16 protein-coding genes are annotated in these 17,948 nt (G+C 67.8%); 7 read left to right on the forward strand and 9 right to left on the reverse strand.

What is annotated here, in order from left to right; translation table 11 throughout:
* Positions 1-14: 14 nt before the first annotated feature.
* Entirely contained in the window at positions 15-2,735 is a 2,721-nt protein-coding gene (locus ACEL92_RS16135) for an AAA family ATPase (RefSeq protein WP_374021735.1), read from the reverse strand.
* Between the two features lie 53 nt (positions 2,736-2,788).
* Between ACEL92_RS16135 and ACEL92_RS16140 the strand changes: the two genes are divergently transcribed.
* Positions 2,789-3,241, forward strand: coding sequence for a winged helix-turn-helix transcriptional regulator (locus ACEL92_RS16140; protein WP_374021736.1), 453 nt, complete (start codon positions 2,789-2,791; stop codon positions 3,239-3,241).
* On the opposite strand, the gene ACEL92_RS16145 is transcribed toward ACEL92_RS16140, so the two are convergent.
* Positions 3,238-4,059: an alpha/beta fold hydrolase gene (locus ACEL92_RS16145; RefSeq protein WP_374021737.1), complete on the reverse strand. Its 822-nt coding sequence runs from the start codon at positions 4,057-4,059 to the stop codon at positions 3,238-3,240. The genes ACEL92_RS16140 and ACEL92_RS16145 overlap by 4 nt on opposite strands.
* 142 nt (positions 4,060-4,201) lie before the next feature.
* On the opposite strand from ACEL92_RS16145, the gene ACEL92_RS16150 reads away from it, so the two are divergent.
* From ACEL92_RS16150 to ACEL92_RS16160, 3 genes are read left to right on the forward strand one after another with little or no spacing between them, the layout of a single operon-like run.
* Positions 4,202-4,921 (forward strand): hypothetical protein, encoded by a 720-nt coding sequence (locus ACEL92_RS16150; RefSeq protein WP_374021738.1) that lies wholly within the window; start codon positions 4,202-4,204, stop codon positions 4,919-4,921.
* A 14-nt stretch (positions 4,922-4,935) separates the two neighbouring features.
* Positions 4,936-5,775 carry an alpha/beta fold hydrolase gene (locus ACEL92_RS16155; RefSeq protein ID WP_374021739.1) on the forward strand — a complete coding sequence of 280 codons (840 nt, stop codon included), beginning with the start codon at positions 4,936-4,938 and terminating at the stop codon, positions 5,773-5,775.
* Between the two features lie 35 nt (positions 5,776-5,810).
* Positions 5,811-6,695, forward strand: a complete 885-nt coding sequence (locus ACEL92_RS16160; protein ID WP_374021740.1) for an NADP-dependent oxidoreductase — start codon at positions 5,811-5,813, stop codon at positions 6,693-6,695.
* 6 nt (positions 6,696-6,701) lie between these two features.
* Here the strand turns inward: ACEL92_RS16160 and secG are convergent, their stop codons facing one another.
* The 7 genes from secG to ACEL92_RS16195 form a co-directional block, all read right to left on the reverse strand.
* On the reverse strand, positions 6,702-6,935 hold the full coding sequence (secG, locus tag ACEL92_RS16165) for a preprotein translocase subunit SecG (RefSeq protein ID WP_040624202.1): 234 nt from the start codon (positions 6,933-6,935) through the stop codon (positions 6,702-6,704).
* Positions 6,936-6,966: 31 nt separating this feature from the next.
* Positions 6,967-7,752 (reverse strand): triose-phosphate isomerase, encoded by a 786-nt coding sequence (tpiA, locus tag ACEL92_RS16170; RefSeq protein WP_374021741.1) that lies wholly within the window; start codon positions 7,750-7,752, stop codon positions 6,967-6,969.
* A complete protein-coding gene (gene pgk, locus ACEL92_RS16175) occupies positions 7,749-8,987 on the reverse strand; it encodes a phosphoglycerate kinase (protein ID WP_374021742.1) in 1,239 nt (412 codons plus the stop codon). Before pgk ends, tpiA begins: the two co-directional genes overlap by 4 nt.
* 2 nt (positions 8,988-8,989) lie before the next feature.
* Entirely contained in the window at positions 8,990-10,009 is a 1,020-nt protein-coding gene (gene gap, locus ACEL92_RS16180) for a type I glyceraldehyde-3-phosphate dehydrogenase (RefSeq protein ID WP_374021743.1), read from the reverse strand.
* A gap of 112 nt (positions 10,010-10,121) precedes the next feature.
* Positions 10,122-11,549, reverse strand: coding sequence for a phytoene desaturase family protein (locus ACEL92_RS16185; RefSeq protein WP_374021744.1), 1,428 nt, complete (start codon positions 11,547-11,549; stop codon positions 10,122-10,124).
* Positions 11,546-13,357 carry a DUF3556 domain-containing protein gene (locus tag ACEL92_RS16190; protein WP_374021745.1) on the reverse strand — a complete coding sequence of 604 codons (1,812 nt, stop codon included), beginning with the start codon at positions 13,355-13,357 and terminating at the stop codon, positions 11,546-11,548. The genes ACEL92_RS16185 and ACEL92_RS16190 overlap by 4 nt, the downstream gene beginning before the upstream one ends.
* A 140-nt stretch (positions 13,358-13,497) precedes the next feature.
* Positions 13,498-13,863 carry a hypothetical protein gene (locus tag ACEL92_RS16195; RefSeq protein ID WP_374021746.1) on the reverse strand — a complete coding sequence of 122 codons (366 nt, stop codon included), beginning with the start codon at positions 13,861-13,863 and terminating at the stop codon, positions 13,498-13,500.
* 355 nt (positions 13,864-14,218) lie between these two features.
* On the opposite strand from ACEL92_RS16195, the gene ACEL92_RS16200 reads away from it, so the two are divergent.
* Genes ACEL92_RS16200 through ACEL92_RS16210 form a run of 3 tightly spaced genes read left to right on the forward strand, consistent with a single transcriptional unit; the run spans position 14,219 to position 17,853 of the window.
* The gene (locus ACEL92_RS16200) at positions 14,219-14,959 is read left to right on the forward strand and encodes a lysophospholipid acyltransferase family protein (RefSeq protein ID WP_374026242.1); all 741 of its coding nucleotides are present in this window, start codon (positions 14,219-14,221) and stop codon (positions 14,957-14,959) included.
* 24 nt (positions 14,960-14,983) lie between these two features.
* The gene (gene fadD12 / locus ACEL92_RS16205) at positions 14,984-16,591 is read left to right on the forward strand and encodes an acyl-CoA ligase FadD12 (protein WP_374026243.1); all 1,608 of its coding nucleotides are present in this window, start codon (positions 14,984-14,986) and stop codon (positions 16,589-16,591) included.
* Positions 16,591-17,853: an alpha/beta hydrolase gene (locus tag ACEL92_RS16210; protein ID WP_374021747.1), complete on the forward strand. Its 1,263-nt coding sequence runs from the start codon at positions 16,591-16,593 to the stop codon at positions 17,851-17,853. Before fadD12 ends, ACEL92_RS16210 begins: the two co-directional genes overlap by 1 nt.
* Positions 17,854-17,948 lie beyond the last annotated feature (95 nt).

Genomic DNA, 17,948 nt, shown 5'->3' on the forward strand with positions numbered 1-17,948 from the left:
CGCCCGGGTATCGGTCAAATGACCGGTTCGCCGAGGGCGGCGTGCAGTTGGCTGCGGGTGGTGATGCCCAATTTTGGGAACACCTTGTACAGGTGTGCCGCGACTGTCTTGTGCGACAGATAGATTCGATCAGCGATCTCTCGGTTCGTCAGACCGGATGCCGCCAGTTGCGCGATCTGCAGTTCCTGTGAGGTCAGGCTTTCGGCGAGAGGTTTACGGGCGGTGTGGTGGGTGCCGGTCACGCCGGCAGCACGCAGTTCGGCCCTGGCTCGCTCGACAAAGGGTGCGGCGCCGGCGCCATCGAACGCGGTCAGTGCGCCCGACAGGTGCGTCCGGGCCTCGACGATTCGCCGCCGGCGGCGCAGCCATTCGCCATAAAGCAGATCGGTGCGCGCAAGTTCGAGTTCAGCGTCGGCGTCCGCACCGACGGCCAGAGCCGCGAGAAACCGCTGCTCGGCTTCATCGTCGGAGGCAGCCAACAGCGCTTGGGCGCGTTGCGCCAGCATGATATCCAGGCCGGCGCCCAGGCGATTTGCCTGCGCCTCCGCGTCGTCGACCAGCGACCCGATCCCTTCGGTCTGACCGCACCCCTCCGCCGCCTCGGCGAGGTCGGCGATCGCCCATCGTCGGCTGGTCCGATGCAGGGTCATCTTACGGAAGTGGCGCACGGCTTCCATATGGTTGGCGGTACACAACGCGGCCATCCCTGCTGCCCAGTGCGCGTCGTCGTGCCAAAGTATCTGCGGGTCCGGCGCCAGCCGGCAGCGCGCCTGCTCGAGTGCCTGACGGGCGCGGTCGGGATGCCCCTGCAGGGTCAGTGCCCGGGCGAGGATCGCCGCCGCCGAGCCTGCCGTCATGGGCAGATTCATATCGTCGGCCATCTGCAGACTGCTCTGTGCGGCGATCGCCGCGGCTTGGATGCGGCCGGTGAGGACGAGCAGTTGTGAACTGCCGCGCAGGGTTTCGCATTCGTTGGCCGGCGAGCCGCGATGACGTGAGAGGCTGCCCACGCGGGTCCAGCACTGCATCGCATGCTCGCGGTCGGCGAGCGCTTCGGCGGTGAAGGCCAACGCCATCAGCAAGAGCGGATCGTCTCCCGCCGCGTCGATCAATCGAGGCAGCCGCGCCCGCACTGCCAGGCCTTTGCCTGTGTCGTCGACCAGAGCCAGCGCGACCCCGGCCAAGGGGTCGCCCTCGATATCGTCGAGTCGGGTGATCGCGGAGAGCACCTCCTGGCGCGGCCGGTGGGCGAGCCCATGCATACGGCATTCGATTGCGGCTGCCCACAACAACTCTCGCTGCTGCGGATCACCGTCCGGGAACTTCATGGCCAGCGCCACCAGGTCGTCGGCGGCCTGTCCAGGAATGGCGGCAGTGACGTTGAGAACGAATCGAGTGATGGCCAACGGCTCCGCTTCGCAGAGTTCGTGCGCGATCGGTTCTGCTTCCGCGAGGATGCGGAGGGCCTCGGCGGTCTGCCCGGCGCTGCGGGCGACTTCGGCGGCGTGGGCCAGTCGCCGCACGCGGTTGCCCGCCGTGACAGATAGGACCGCGGCGCGCCGTAGCGCCGCTGCGGCTTCGGCGCCGGCGCCGCGGCCCCGCGCCCGCTCGGCGGCGCGTTCGAGCTCCGCTGCGACGTGCTCGTCGGGGGTGAAGGTCGCTTCGGCGCGATGCCAAGCCGCCTTGGTGGGGTCGTCGGCACACGTCGCCAGCGCGCGGTGCACGAGGGTACGAGAGGCCAACGGCGCGGCGCCGTACACCGTGGAGCGGATCAACGGATGCCGGACCTGGACCCGCCCTCCGCCAACGGTGACGAGGCTAGCCCGCTCCAGCGGAGCAAGGTGCGCACCGAAGTCCAGGCCGATATGCGCTGCGGCGGCACTGACCTCGGGGAGGGATCCTCCGCTGGCCGCAATCAGCAGCAGCAGCAGACGGCTGTCCTCGGAAAGAGCATCGAGCTGGGCCAGGAAAGCCCGTTCCACTCGCCGAGTCGTCGGCAGCGGTTCACCGGCGAAGATGGCCGCGTCACGGCCCCGTTCGCCGAGAGCGTTCGCCAGTTCGATCACGGCAAGCGGGTTTCCGTTGGCCTGACCGAGCACGCGCTGCTGGAGGTAATCGTCCACGTCGCGCGGCACCGTGCGCAGTGTCGCGGCTAGCAACTCGCGCGCCGCCGCGGGCAGCAGCGGGCCCAATGGGAGCCGGGCCAGCCCATCGAGCTGAGGCACGGGGCCGTCCAAGCCGGTCCGTTCGGCATACAACATCATCAGCGGTGCGTTGGTGAGCCGGCGCGCCACGAACGCCAGAACGTCCAGCGACGACTGGTCGAGCCACTGCACGTCGTCGATGACCAGCAGGAGCCGGCGTCGTGTGGCCGCCTCTTCGAGCAACCCGAGCACGGCCAGGCAAACCAGTAGCCGATCCGGGGCCGGCCCGCCTTCCAGGCCAAATGCCGTCATCAGCGCGTTGCGCTGCCGCCTGGGAAGCTGGTCGGCGTGGCCCAGCAAGGGGTGGATGAGTTCGTGCGCCCCCGCGAATCCAATCTCGGTCTGGCTCTGCAGCCCAGAGCAACCCAGCCGGGCGAACCCGTGTGCGCTCGCCCAGTCGGCCGCGGCTGCGAGCAGCGTTGATTTGCCGATCCCGGCCTCGCCCTCGACCACCAGCGCCGTGCCGCTGCTGGATATGGCGTCCAGCCCTGCGGTGACCACGGCCAGCTCAGCCGACCTCCCCACTATCACCCGGCCAACCTACCAGCCTGACTACGGATAACCAATCCAGCTATAGTGTGAGGATGCGCACCGCCCCGTGGTCCGACGATGTCTGCCCCATCGCACGCGCCATGTCGGTGCTCGGCCAGCGGTGGGCGATCTTGATCGTGCGTGAGGCGATGCTGGGCAGGACCCGGTTCACCGAGTTCCGCGAGCAACTCGGCCTGTCCCCAGACGTGCTCAGCGCCCGGCTATCCGAGCTGGTGGCCATCGGCGTCCTGGAGGAGCAGGACTACCGCGAACCCGGTGACCGGACCCGGACCCACTACCTGCTCACTCCTTCCGGACACGACCTGCTATCCGTGCTGGCAGCGTTGGGCCAGTGGGGCCATCTGCACTTGCCCCGGCCCGACAGCAGCCGCTACCGCCTCATCGAACAGTCCACCGGCGAATCGGTCGGCGTGGCCTTCGGCCGCCGTGACGGCAGCCGGGTGCCCACCGCAGAAGTTGCACTGATGGCGCCCGCGGCTCGCTAGGAGCGCAGAAAATCGAGCAGATCGCGGCCCAGTTGTCTTTGGTAGTCGCCGTGGACGCCATGCGAAGCCCCGGGATATACGCGAAGTGTGCCGTAGCGCACCAACTCGATCGCCTTGCACGCGGCATCATGGATCGGAACTATCTGATCGTCATCACCGTGGGCGAGCAAAATCGGTACGTTCAACGCGCGCAGGTCCTCGGTGAAATCGGTTTCGGAGAACGCTTTCACGCAGTCGTAGGCGGCCGCCAGACCTACCCGCATGCCCTGCAGCCAGAAGTGGTCGACGAGTCCCTGCGAGACGGGCACCCCCTCCCGATTGAATCCGTAGAACGCCAGCGCCAACTCCTTCCAGTACTGCGCGCGGTCGTCGAGCACCCGGGCGCGGATATCGTCGAACACCGTCACGGGTGCCCCCTCCGGATTGTTCTCCGAGCGCACCATCACCGGCGGCACGGCGCCCACGGTGACCACCTTGCATACCCGCCCCGCGCCGTGCCGCGCCGCGAAACGCACGACCTCGCCGCCGCCGGTGGAGTGGCCCACCACGACCACCTCCGAAAGGCCCAGGCCGCCAACGAGGGCGGCCAAATCCGCGGCGTAGGTGTCCATATCGTTGCCCGTGTAGGTGTGCTCCGAACGCCCATGACCGCGCCGGTCAAAAGCGATGGCACGAAAACCGTTGTCTGCGAGCAACTTCAGCTCGACGTCCCAGGCGTCGGACGACAGCGGCCACCCATGACTCAGCACCACGGGCGCTCCGCTGCCCCAGTCCTTGAAGAACAACCGGGTGCCGTCGGAACCGCGGATAAAAGGCATAACCGTCAGTGTCGGGTGCTCAGCAGGTCATCGCCATCGGTCAGATGACCATCGCGAACGCCCGCACCCGCCGGTCACGGAATCACGACGCTGGTCATTTGACCGATACCCCCGGCGCGGCGCGGCCGGGAGGGTAAGAGCCATGGCAGACATTCTGGAGCAGACATTGCAGGCTTACGGCGGCTACAACCGCTGGAAACAGGTGACCTCGGTCAGCGCGCACAAACGATTCGGCGGCGCCATCTGGGATATCAAACAGGTACCCGGCATCGTCGACGACGGTGAGGTCACCGTCTGGATCAAGGACCAGCGGACCTCGCTGCGACCGTTCACCCGACCCGACATGTGCACGGCGTACACCCCGCAACGGGTCGGCATCGAGACCACTGACGGCGACATCATCGAGGTGCTCGACGACCCGCGCGCCTCATTCGCCGGGCACACTCTCGAAACGCCATGGACCGCACTGCAACTGGCGTATTTCACGGGCTATGCGATGTGGACCTACACCGCGGAGCCGTTCAACCTCACCCTCCCAGGCGTAGCCACCGAGGAGGGCGACCCATGGATCGAGGATGGACAGCGGTGGCGCCGGCTGCACGTTCGCTACCCGGACACCATCGCCACCCACAGCCCCCAGCAGATCCTCTACATCGACGACGACGGCCTCATCCGCCGCCGCGACTACCAGGTCGACATCGCCGGCGGATCCCCAGCTGCCCAGTACATCTCAGATTTCGACGACATCGACGGCCTGATCGTGCCACGCACCCGCCTGATCTACGTTCGCGACGCCGAAAACCGCCCGATGCCCGAACAACTCGTGGTCTCGATCGAACTTACGGACGTCAAGCTCGACTGAAAGGAATACACGCCATGTCCTACCTCTCCGATCGGGCCGAGGACCGCTTCGTCGCCGGCCCCGACGGCGAACGCTTCCATTACCGCCGCTTCGGGCGGCCCGGCGGCGTGCCCCTGGTGCTGTGCATGCGCTTGCGCGGCACCGTCGACCACTGGGATCCTCGACTTCTCGACGCCCTCGCCGCCGAGCGTGAGGTCATTGTCTTCGACAACCGAGGCACCGCCGCGTCCACCGGTGACATTCCGACCGGCATCGACGGCCTCGCCGAGGGTGGTATCGCGTTCATCCGGGCACTCGGGCTCGACCAGGTCGACGTGCTCGGCTGGTCCCTCGGTGGCATCGTCGCGCAGGGAATCGCCCTGGGCGCACCGGAACTCGTGCGCCGCCTCGTGGTCGCCGGCAGCACCCCGGCCGGGGTACCAGACCAGCCGGTCCCACCGGCGCGGGTCGCTGAAATCCTCCGGCACGCCGTCAATGACGACGACGACTATCTCTACCTGTTCTTTCCGGAGACCGATCAGGGCCGAGCCGCGGGCCTCGCATCGTTGCGGCGCTTGGACGTTCGCCTCGACCAGTCTCATGCCACAGTGCAGGACGCCACCTATCACGCCCAACTCGGCGCCATCGCGGCGTTCGGCGGGTACTACGACCGACTCGGTGAACTCAAACTCCCGGTGCTGGTTGCCAACGGAGCCCACGACGTGATGATCAACTCATACGCGAGCTACGTGATGTCGCAGAAACTGCCGGACGCCAAAGTCGTGCTGTACAGCGACGCCGGCCACGGATTCCTCTTCCAGCACATCACCGACTTCGCCCACGACGTCAACCGATTTCTGGGGGCCGGACGTTGAAAGCGATCAGCCAAAACCAGCTTGGCGGGCCCGAAGTGCTGAAGCTCGTAGAACGAGAACGCCCCGAACCCGGAATGGGTCAGATCCTGGTTCGGGTCCACGCTGCCGGTGTCAACCCCGTCGACGCGCTGAACCGCCAAAGCGGTGTATTCGTCGGGCCGCCGCCCTTCGTGCTCGGCTGGGACGTCTCCGGAACTGTCGAGGTGGTCGGGGTCGGGGTGACGCTGTACCAGCCCGGTGACGCGGTGTTCGCCCTACTGCCGTTCCCCCATGGACACGGCGCGTACGCCCAGTACGTCGTCGCGCCCACCCGGGTCTTTGTGCGCAAACCGGCCGCCCTCAGCCATGTCCAGGCTGCGGCGTTGCCGCTGGCCGGGCTTACCGCGTGGCAGGCCCTGGTCGACACCGCGCGGATCGGCGCGGGCAGCCGCGTGCTGATCACCGCACCGGCCGGCGGCGTCGGGCATCTCGCCGTTCAGATCGCCAAGGCAGTCGGAGCCCACGTCATCGGGCTGGTGAATCCCACTACGGCCGGCTACGTGACATCGCTGGGTGCGGATGAGGTGATCGACTACACCACAACAGATTTCAGGGAGTCGATGTCGGATGCCGATGTGGTGTTCGACATGATCGGCCACGATTACCCCGAGAAAGCGCTAGAGGTACTCAAACCGGGGGGCACGCTGGTATCGACGCTGCTGCAATCACTGCCAGCGGTTGCAGGTGTGGCAAGGGATCGTGGCATCCAGCTGGCCGGGTTGTTCGTCGAAGCCGACCAACTGGGCCTCACCGCGCTGGCCGACCTGGTAACCCGTGGCGCGCTCAGCCCCACGGTCGCGGCGGTCTTCCCGCTGGAACAGGCGGCCCAGGCCCAGTCGGTCCGCAGCGGACCGGGCAAGACCGTGCTCACCGTAGGTTGACGCTGGTCACCGGTACTTGATCAGCAGGGCGACCCCGATGATGGAGACCAGCCAGATGCCGGTGATGAACAGCGTCAACCGGTCCAGGTTCTTCTCCACCACCGTCGAGCCGGAAAGGCTGGACTGCACACCGCCGCCGAACAGCGTCGACAGGCCGCCACCCTTGGCGCGGTGCAGCAGCACCAGCAACACCACCAGCACGCTGGTGACCACCAGGGTGATCTGCAGGGCCAACTCCATGACGCAAAAGTTTACCGGTGACGCCGGGGCGTCACGGAAGCGGCCCGCCGGCGGCGATCGCCGCCAGCGTCGCGAACTGCTCGCCATCCAGCGAGGCCCCACCGACCAGCGCGCCGTCGATGTCGTCGCGGGCGATGAGGTCGCCGATGTTCTTGGCGTTCACCGAGCCGCCGTAGAGCACCCGCACGGTGTCGGCGACCTTTGAGGAGGCGAGGGACGCGAGCTCCGTGCGGATCGCGGCGCACACCTCCTGGGCGTCAGCCGCGCTGGCCACCCGCCCGGTCCCGATGGCCCACACGGGCTCGTAGGCGACGACGACCTTGCCGATCTGCTCGGCCGACAGCCCGGCCAGCGAGCCGCGCAGCTGCTTCTCGCAGTGCGCGACGTGGTGGCCGGCCTCCCGGACGTCCAGGTGCTCGCCGATGCACACGATCGGGGTCAGCTCGTGCTTGAGCGCCGCGGCGGCCTTGGCGGCCACCAGCGCGTCGTCCTCGTCGTGGTAGGTGCGCCGCTCGGAGTGGCCGACCACGACGAAGCTGCAGCCGAGCTTGGCCAGAAAGGCCCCGCTGATGTCACCGGTGTAGGCACCCGAGTCGTGCTGGGACAGGTCCTGGCCGCCGTAGGTCAGCCGCAGCTTGTCGCCATCGACTAGGGTCTGCACGCTGCGCAGGTCGGTGAAAGGCGGCAGGACGGTGACGTCGACCTTGTCGTAGTACTTGTCGGGCAGCGCGAACGCGATTTTCTGCACCAGCGCGATCGCCTCGAAATGGTTGAGATTCATCTTCCAGTTGCCGGCGATCAGCGGCTTGCGGCTCACGCGTCTCCTCCACTTGGCTGCTGCTGACCGAGCACTTCGATGCCCGGCAGCGCTTTGCCCTCAAGATATTCCAGCGACGCACCCCCGCCGGTGGAGATGTGCGAGAAGGCTTCCTCCGGGATCTTCAGCGCGCGCACCGCGGCGGCGGAGTCACCGCCGCCGACCACGCTGAACGCCCCTTTCCCGGTCGCCGCGACGATCGCCTCGGCGATGCCCCTGGTGCCCGCGGCGTACGCCGGGAACTCGAACACGCCCATCGGGCCGTTCCAGAAAATGGTCCTGGCGTTCGACAGCAACGCGGCGAACCGCTTCACCGAACCCGGGCCGATGTCCAAGCCGATCAGCTCGTCGGGAATCGCGTTGGCGGCCACGAACTGTGGCGGGGAATCGGCGGCGAACTTCTCGGTCACCACGATGTCGCCGGGCAGCCGCAACACGTCGGCGTAGGTCTCCAGCAGGTTGCGGCAGGTGTCCACCATCTCTTCTTCGAGCAGCGACTTACCCACCGAATATCCCTGTGCGGCAAGGAATGTGAAGCACATCCCGCCGCCGATCACGATGCTGTCCGCCTTGGTCGCCAGCGATTCGATGACGCCGAGCTTGTCGGACACCTTCGACCCGCCGAGCACGACGGCGTAGGGCCGCTCGGTGGAGCTGGTCAGTTGCTCCAAGACCGCGATCTCCTCGGCCACCAGCTTGCCCGCGTAGTGCGGCAGCAGCGTGGCGACGTCGTACACCGAGGCCTGCTTGCGGTGCACCACCCCGAACCCGTCGGAGACGAAAGCGCCTCCGGGCGAGACCAATTCGGCAAGTTCGCGGGCGAGCGCGAGCCGCTCCCCGTCGTCTTTGCTGGTTTCGCGCGGATCGAAGCGGATGTTCTCGAGCAGCAGGACGTCGCCGTCCGTGAGCCCCTCGGCGCGGGCCAGCGCGTCGCCGCCGACGACGTCACCGGCCAGTTGCACGTGCCGGCCGAGCTGCTCGCCGAGCGCGGCGGCGACCGGCGCCAGCGACAACTTGGGGTCGGGCCCGTTCTTCGGCCGACCGAGATGCGCGGCGACCACGACCTTGGCCCCGGCGTCGACCAGCGCCTGCAACGTCGGCACCGACGCGGTGATCCGGCCCGGGTCGGTGATCGCACCCTGTTCGTCGAGCGGGACGTTCAGGTCGGAGCGCACCAGCACGCCTCGACCGGAAACCCCTTCGGCCAGGAGGTCTGAGAGGTTCGGGACGGCCACGACTACAGCGACTTGCCGACCAGCGCGACGAGGTCAACGAGCCGGTTGGAGTAGCCCCACTCGTTGTCGTACCAGGACACCACCTTGGCCTGGTTGTCGATCACCTTGGTCAGGCCGGAGTCGAAGATCGAGCTGTGCGGATCGGTGACGATGTCGCTCGAGACGATCGGGGCGTCGTAGTACTTCAGGATGCCCTTCAACTTGCCCTCGGCGGCGGCCTTGAACACCGCGTTGATGTCGTCGGCGGTCGCGGACTTCTTCAGCTCGGCGGTCAGGTCGGTGACCGAGCCGGTGGGGATGGGCACCCGCAGCGCGTAGCCGTCGAGTTTGCCCTTGAGGTTGGGCATGACCAACCCGATGGCCTTGGCCGCGCCGGTGGAGGTCGGCACGATGTTCAGCGCCGCGGCACGGGCCCGGCGCAGGTCCTTGTGCGGCCCGTCCTGCAGGTTCTGGTCCTGCGTGTAGGCGTGGATGGTGGTCATCAGGCCCTTGACGATGCCGAACTCGTCGTCGAGCACCTTGGTCAACGGCGCGAGGCAGTTCGTGGTGCACGACGCGTTGGAGATGATGTTCTGGCTGCCGTCGTACTTGTCGTCGTTGACGCCCAGCACGATGGTGATGTCCTCGTCGGTGGCGGGCGCCGAGATGATCACCTTCTTGGCGCCGGCGTCCAGGTGACCCTTGGCCTTGGCCGCGTTGGTGAACAGCCCGGTGGACTCGACGACGACGTCGACGCCCAGGTCGCCCCACGGCAACGCCGCCGGGCCCTCCCGGACCTCGAGTGCGGAGATCTTGTGCGGGCCCACCACGATGGTGTCCTGGCCCTCCAGGCTGACGTCGTGCGGCAACCGGCCCAGGATCGAGTCGAATTTGAGAAGGTGCGCCAGTGTGTGATTGTCGGTGATGTCGTTGACTGCGATCACCTCGATGTCTGCGGTGCCCTGCTCCTGCTGGGCCAGCAGGGCCCGGTAGAAGTTGCGTCCGATTCGACCGAAGCCGTTGATGCCTACTCGGACCGTCACTGATCTCTCCCTGTCTTCTGATGTCTGTAGAGTCCGCTGAAGATGCGCTCCTGGTCAGCCTAGATGAGCAACATGCGCGGTGGCCGCCCCGGTTCCCGCGGACTATGTGACGTCAGTCGCGGCGCGCCTTCCGCAGCCACCTCAGCGCTGACTCGGCGGCGTGATAGCCGCACAGGCCATGGACGCCGGCGCCCGGTGGGGTGGACTGCGAACACAGGTACACGCCCGGCACCCCGATCGCGTAGGGGTCGACGGCGATGCGCGGGCGGAAGATCACCTGGAGCTTGTCGTTGGCGCCGCCGATGATGTCGCCCCCGATGAAGTTGGCGTTGTAGGCCTGCAGTTGGGCGGGCCCCTTGCTGACCGTCGCCAGGACCCGGTCGCGAAAGCCGGGGGCGAACCGCTCGATCTGGGCGACCACGGCGGCGGTGGCGTCGCCGTCGTAGCCGAACGGCACGTGCGCGTACGCCCAGATCGGGTTGACGTTGCCCGCCGAGCGGGACGGGTCGGCCCGGTATTGCTGGCCGACCAGCACGAAGGGGCGGTCGACGATCTTGCCCTGCGCGCGTTGGCGTTCGGTGTCGGCCGTCTCGGCGAACGTGCCGCCGAGGTGGACGGTGCCGGCCCGGGCGCAGTCGGGGTTCGTCCACGGGATGTCGCCCTCGATGGCGAAGTCAACCTTGAACGCCGACGAGCCCTCGCGATAACGCCGATACGATCGCCGGATCCGGCCCGGCATGGCGTCGCCATAGATGCCCAGCGCCGCCGCCGGGCTCAGGTCCAGCATCACGATGTCGGCGTCGGGGATGTCCTTGCGGCTCGCGACGGTCACGCCGGTGGCCACCGAGCCACCGTGCTCCTCCAGGGCGGCGGCAAGCGCCCGGCTGATCGACCCCGACCCGCCTTCGGCGACGGGCCAGCCGTAGCGGTGCCCGCTGGCCAGGATCATCAGCCCGAGCGACGCGGTCAGCGGGCGGTCCAGCCGGGTGTAGACGTGGGCGGCGGCGCCGCCGAACAACGCGCGTGCCTGCTCGGTGCGAAACCAGCGGGCCATGGTGGTGGCCGGCAGCAACGCCCGCGGCCCGAAACCGGCCAGGCGAAGCGGGTGTCGGGGGATGCCCAGCACGGGGCCCATGAGATCCTCGGCCAGCTCGTCGAACCCCGCCGCCAGGTCGCCGATCGCCCGTCTCCAGCGGGAGCCGTCGGGCCCCATGCGGGCCACGGTTTCGTCGATCGAGTGGTAAAGCAGGCCGGCGCTGCCGTCGTCGAGCGGGTGGGCGCAGTCGATCTCCGGCCACTTCCACCGCAGACCGTAGCGCTGCAGGTCGATTTCCTTCCATAACGGCGAACCGACGCCCAGCGGGTGAAACGCCGAGCAGTGGTCGTGGATGACGCCGGGCATCGTCAGCTCGCCCGAGCGCGCTCCCCCGCCGACGGCCTCGCGCGCCTCGAGCACCTGCACGTCGACGCCGTGGCGAGCGAGGTGGATCGCGGCGGCCAGGCCGTTTGGGCCGGCGCCGACCACCACCGCTCTGGTCATGGGGCGTTGCGCCGGCTCGCCCGCGGCGAAGCCGGACGCGCCGAAGCCGGGCGGGGCGGATCGCCGCGGTTTATCACGTGCACGGGCAACTCGTCACCGGGCTCCGGCCACGGCTGGCGGGCGAGCATGTCCTCGACGTTGACATAGCCTTCCTCGATCAGTCCAGCCTTGGCGTCGAAGATGCGGTACCACTGTTTCTGGATGTGGATGGGCTGTCCCTCAAGGACGATCACCCGTACGTCGCCGTCCTCGAAGTGGCAACGGCGCTGCACGGCTTCGAGCAACTGCTCGTTGTGCAGATGGCCCTCCCCGAAGTTCCAGCCGACGAGCGGCCCGGCGACGATTTCACCCTCGCGGATCTTGTAATTGGCTTCGGCGGCCTCTCCCCCCAGGGCGCGAGGTATCAGGGCGTTGAGTGCGCGGCCGTGCACGTGCATGGCCCGGAAGGCGGCGGTTTTGTCCGCCATGATCTCCGCGGTCTCGGGGTCGTAAAGCCGGGCCAGCTGGTTGACGACGAGGGCGGAGCTCTTGACGATCTCGGCGTCGATCCTTTCCTCCGCGCCGGCGCGGAAGCACCACACACTGGACGCCCAGTTGCCGGCGTAATACCTCATCGCGGGGAGGAACGAAATCTTTTGGGGGAACATGTTTCCCGCGACCACGATTGCCAGCGCGGCGGCGACGAGGGCCCACAGCAGCGGCGAACGCAGGTCGGTGGCCCGGATCGACGCGTAGTGCCCGAACAGAAAGAAAAGCGAGAAGATGAAGAAGACGTTCCACTCCAACGGAACTCCCATCGGGAGGTTGGCAATGATGTTGAGGTGGAAGATCACCATGAATCCGATCAGGAACCACCGCCACGGGTGATCGCCGGCGAAGAACACCAGCACCGTCGGAACCACGAATTCGGCTGTGGTGCCGCCGACGTGGGCCATCATCTTCGGCAACCAGGTTGGACGCAGATCGTTGATGTGGTCGCGGTACAGCATGTGCTTGATCGGGCTGAACAGTTTCGGCCGCAGCAGCGCGTTATTGCTCGTCATCACCGACACCACATACGGGAAGTGGTGGTTGAGCTTGGATGTTGCGGCGCCCCACCACAACAACAGCATGATGAGCTTGTATGCCGCGATCTGATCGGTGAACGGGAAGAAGAACACCAACAGCTTGAGCCAGTAGTGCTCGCCACGCGCGGCCAGGAAAATCGTCTTGTCACGCAAGCCCAGTACCGCCAGCGCGATGATCGTCGGGACGACGCGGACGGGGTCGATCAGGCCAACGTCGCCCGCCGCGGTGACCGGCCCGCCCTGGCCGGGCGACAGCAGCGCCCACACACCGCCGGCCAAAACGATTGCGTACAGCGCAACGTCGACGACGGTGCGGCTGTCACCGGCGGTGAACGGCACCTTCCCAGGCCACGCGGGCAGCCGAATCGTGTTGGGACGCAGCCAGTACAAGATTCCGCCGATCGGCGGCATGAACCGTCCGGTCAGCGGGCCGGACCCACAACCCAGGCCCATCACTTCGAACAGCAGCGTGAAGACGATGACCTTCTGGTAGACGATCGGCTGCGTCCACCAGCCGGCGATGCGGCCGATGCCGCCGAGGCCCGGGGTCAGCGAGATGATCGCGGCGGGGACGGCGATGTACAGGGCGATCTTGATCAGGTACAGCAGATACACGGCATACGGTGTCCCGAAGCCGTGTTCCGCCCAGTGCCGCGTCACGACCTGCAGTCGGGCGGCCCGGGGCAGTGTGGGCCAGGTCGTGCGATCGACGTCGGGAAGGTCGGGGGTCATGAATCCCATGGCGGCCTCGTTCGGTGTGGGAGGAAACCAGTTGGCCCGTCAAATGTATCGGCACCGCGGTGCGGGTGTGGCCGATTCGGAAGGCTCAGCCCACCGGCGGTCTCTGGAGCGACGTAAACCGCTGAGCGGTAAGCGAATTGCTACCGGACGACAGAGCGCGGCCGAGGGGAATGGGCGGGTGGGTCGGCCGGGACCCGGCGGGCGAATCGGCTGCGCAACCGCTCGAGCATGCCGTCGAGATTCTCGCGATCGTGTTCCTCGATCCGCGCCATGCGCCGCAGGTTGCAGACGGCATCCACGTCGCCGCCGGCTTGCGCGGTCGCGATCGCCTTCTGGTAGTCGTCGAGCCGCTGGTCGATGAGCCTGCGGTTCTGGGAGAGCAACCGCACGAAGTAGTCGGCCTGGCGGTGGTCGGCCGCGTCGGGCGCGGTCGCACCCGCGTCCCGGGCCGGCCGGTCGGTGGCCGGTGCCGACGGCACGGGCCCCTTCGATTCGGGACGGGCCACGCCGGGAAGGGCGCGGCGAACTCGAGGGTCATGGGGGCTGATCCTGCGGGTGCCCCGGGCGCTGCGCTCTGGGGACAAACCGGCAACGTCCATCCGATTCCCGTTTCTCCCGAAGATCTCACTGAAGGCGTCGTAACAATAGCGCCCGCGGCCCGCCGGCACCATATCCGCAGAAGGGAATCCGATAAACACCATGACGGGCGGCGCGCCCCGGTCGCTACCATCGAGGAACTCGACGCGGCTCCTAGGACCCGAGGCAGCCTCGCGGGAGCGCCAAGGGAGGAACGTGACCGACGACGATCACGCCGATGTCGGCGACATCGGCAAATTCGACCCCGTCTTGACCCAGCGCCTGATGGGTGTGATGCGCCCGGCCCTGAAGACCTACTTCCGGTCGGAGGTGCACGGCCTGGGTTCCTTCCCACCGGGCGGTGCGCTGGTCGTCGGGAACCATTCCGGCGGCATGTTCCCGATGGACGTCCCGATCTTCTCCGTCCACTTCTACGAGAAGTTCGGCTACGACCGGCCGGTCTACACCCTGAGCCACGACATCCTGATGACCGGCCCCACCGGCGACTTCTTCCGGCGCACCGGATACATCCGGGCGAACCGGGAGAACGCGGCCCAAGCCCTGCGGTCCGGTGGGGTCGTGATCGTCTTCCCGGGCGGAGACTACGACGCATACCGGCCCACGCTCGCGGAGAACGTCATCGACTTCAACGGCCGCAAGGGCTACGTCAGGACGGCGATCGAGGCCGGCGTTCCCATCGTGCCCGCGGTGTCCATCGGTGGGCAGCAAACCCAGCTCTACCTGTCGCGGGGCACCTGGCTGGCCGAGCGGCTGGGCATCAAGCGCCTGTTCCGCAGCGCCATCCTGCCGCTGTCGTTCGGCTTCCCGTTCGGCTTCAGCGCGGTGATCCCGCCCAACGTGCCGCTGCCCACCAAGATCGTCACGCAGGTGCTCGAGCCGATCGACATCGCCGCGCAGTTCGGTGACGACCCGGACGTGGACGAGGTCGACGAGCACGTGCGGTCGGTGATGCAGGAGGCCCTCAAGGACCTGGCCGCCAAGCGACGTTTCCCGATCTTGGGCTGACCCGTGGCTTCTCCTTTGAGTCCCATCAGCGATGCCCTCGGCGTCATCTCCACACTGCGCCGCGCCGGCATGATCGCGGCGATGCGGCCTGACCGCTACCTGAAGATCGCGTCGGCCATGCGCCGCGAGGGGCTGGGCATGACGGTGGGCTTCGCCAGCGCGGCGCAACGCTGCCCCGACCGGCCGGGCCTGATCGACGAACTCGGCGCGCTGACCTGGCGGCAGCTCGACGAGCGCATCAACGCCCTCGCGGCGGCGCTGCAGGACTTACCCGCCGGCCAACCCAAGGTCGTCGGGATCATGTGCCGCAACCACCGCGGCTTCGTCGAGTCCGTGGTGGCCGTCAACCGGCTCGGCTCCGACGTCGTGCTGCTGAACACGTCGTTCGCCGGGCCCGCGCTCGCCGAGGTGGTCAACCGCGAAGGCGTCGACGCCGTCATCTACGACGAGGAGTTCACCGAGACGGTGGACCGGGCGCTGGCCGACAAACCGGACGCCACCCGCATCGTGGCGTGGACCGACGGCGACCACGACCTGACCGTCGAGAAGCTCATCACCGCCCACGCCGGCCAACAGCCCGAACGCTCCGGCCGCAAGGGCAGGATGATCCTGCTCACCTCCGGCACCACCGGAACGCCCAAGGGCGCCAACCAAACTGGCGGAAGTGCCGGCATCAGCACGCTCAAGGCCATCCTGGACCGCACGCCGTGGCGGGCCGAGGAGACGGTAGTGGTCGTGGCGCCGATGTTCCACGCCTGGGGTTTTTCGCAGCTGATCTTCGCGGCGTCGATGGCGTGCACGGTGGTGACCCGGCGCAAGTTCGACCCGGAGGCGACGCTGGATTTGATCGACCGGCACCAGGCGACCGGCCTGGCGGTGGTTCCGGTGATGTTCGACCGCATCATGGAGCTGCCGCCCGAGGTGCGAAAGCGGTACAGCTGCAAGTCATTGCGCTTCGCCGCGGCGTCCGGCTCGCGGATGCGTCCCGACGTCGTCACCGCATTCATGGACGAGTTCGGCGACGTGATCTACAACAACTACAACGCCACCGAAGCCGGCATGATCGCCACCGCAACCCCGGCGGACCTGCGCGCGGCGCCCGACACCGCGGGGCGGGCCGCCGGCGGCACCGAAATCCGGATCTTGGACGGCGAATTCAACGAGCTGCCCACCGGCGAGGTCGGCACCATCTACGTCCGCAACGACACCCAGTTCGAGGGCTACACCTCCGGCACGACCAAGGATTTCCACGCCGGGTTCATGTCGTCCGGAGACGTCGGCTACCTGGACGAGGCCGGCCGCCTGTTCGTGGTCGGCCGCGACGACGAGATGATCGTCTCCGGCGGCGAGAACGTCTACCCGATCGAGGTGGAGAAGATTCTGGCGGCACACGAGGACGTGGCCGAGGCCGCGGTGATCGGCGTCGACGACGAGCAGTACGGGCAGCGCCTGGCGGCGTTCGTCGTGCTGAGCGCCGGCGCCCGGGCCACGCCCGAGACCCTCAAACAACACGTCCGGGAAAACCTGGCCAACTATAAGGTGCCTCGCGAAATCACCATTCTCGACGAACTCCCCCGGGGCAGCACCGGCAAGATTTCGCGCAACGAACTGCAGTCCCGGGTCAACGGCTGATGCGCCGACTGGTACGCCCCCGCCCGCTGGCGCGCGCCGCATTGGAATTGGCCAACGCCGCCAACGGATTACGCCCGCTGGCGCGCAAGGGTTACAGCACCGTGCTGGTTTTCTGGTTCGGTTGGCCGACGTCGGAAGTGCCGGGCGTCTACTTCACCGTCTCCTTGGTCGACGCGCTACGACGCGCGCGGCGTGGACATTTCGCGGGACGACGCGGCAAGGCGGCGTTGGCCATGACGGTCGCCTCGTGGGCCATCCTGGGGGTGATCCGCTACCGCGGCATCACGACCCCGGGCCCGGTGCTCGAGGCGGGCCTGCGCGAGCAGCTTGGTCCCGACTATGAGGAGGCACTGGGCAAGCTGCCACACGCCAAGCCCACGCGCAGTGGGCGGCGCAGCCTGCCGCTGGGCAACACCGTGGCGCGCCGGCGGTACGTCGAGAAGACGAATGTGGTTTCCTACGGCCCGAACGGCCGCGCCAACCTCGCCGACATCTGGCGCCGCCGCGACCTGCCGCGCGACGCGAAAGCGCCGGTGCTGCTGCAGGTTCCGGGCGGCGCCTGGATGATCGGGATGCGCCGGCCACAGGCTTACCCGCTGATGAGCCACCTGGCCGCCCGCGGCTGGGTGTGCGTGTCGATCGGCTACCGCGTCTCCCCCCGCCACACCTGGCCCGACCACATCGTCGACGTCAAACGGGCGCTGGCATGGGTCAAGGAGAACATCGCCGACTACGGCGGTGACCCCGACTTCGTCGCGGTCACCGGCGGGTCGGCGGGCGGGCACCTGTGCGCGCTGACGGCGTTGACCCCCAACGACCCGAAATTCCAGCCGGGCTTCGAAGACGCCGACACGTCGGTGGCGGCCGCGGTTCCGATCTACGGCCGCTACGACTGGTTCTCCACCGAGGGCGAAGGCCGGCCGGAATTCGTCTACCTGCTGGAAAAGTTCGTGGTGAAGCAGGATTACGACGCGCATCGCGAAATCTACGTCGACGCCTCGCCGGTTCGGCGGCTGCGGGCCGACGCGCCACCGTTCTTCGTCCTGCACGGCTGCGACGATTCGCTGATTCCGGTCGGCGAGGCCCAGGAATTCGTCGAGGAACTGCGCTCGGTGTCGAAGTCCCCGGTCGCCTATGCCGAACTGCCCAACGCGCAACACGGTTTCGACATCTTCAGTTCCCCGCGGGCGCACCGGTCCGCGGAGGCCGTGGCCCGGTTCTTGTCGTGGGTGTACGCGACGAACCCGCCCGACCGCGACTAGGCCGGTCCCCGCGCCGAGCGTCACGCCAGCGTGGCCCTCGGGCGCGAGCGTCACGCTAGCGTGGCGCTGGGGCGCGAGCGTCACGCCAGCGTGAC

The organism is Mycobacterium hainanense, assembly GCF_041890355.1.
Classification (GTDB): Bacteria; Actinomycetota; Actinomycetes; order Mycobacteriales; family Mycobacteriaceae; genus Mycobacterium; species Mycobacterium hainanense.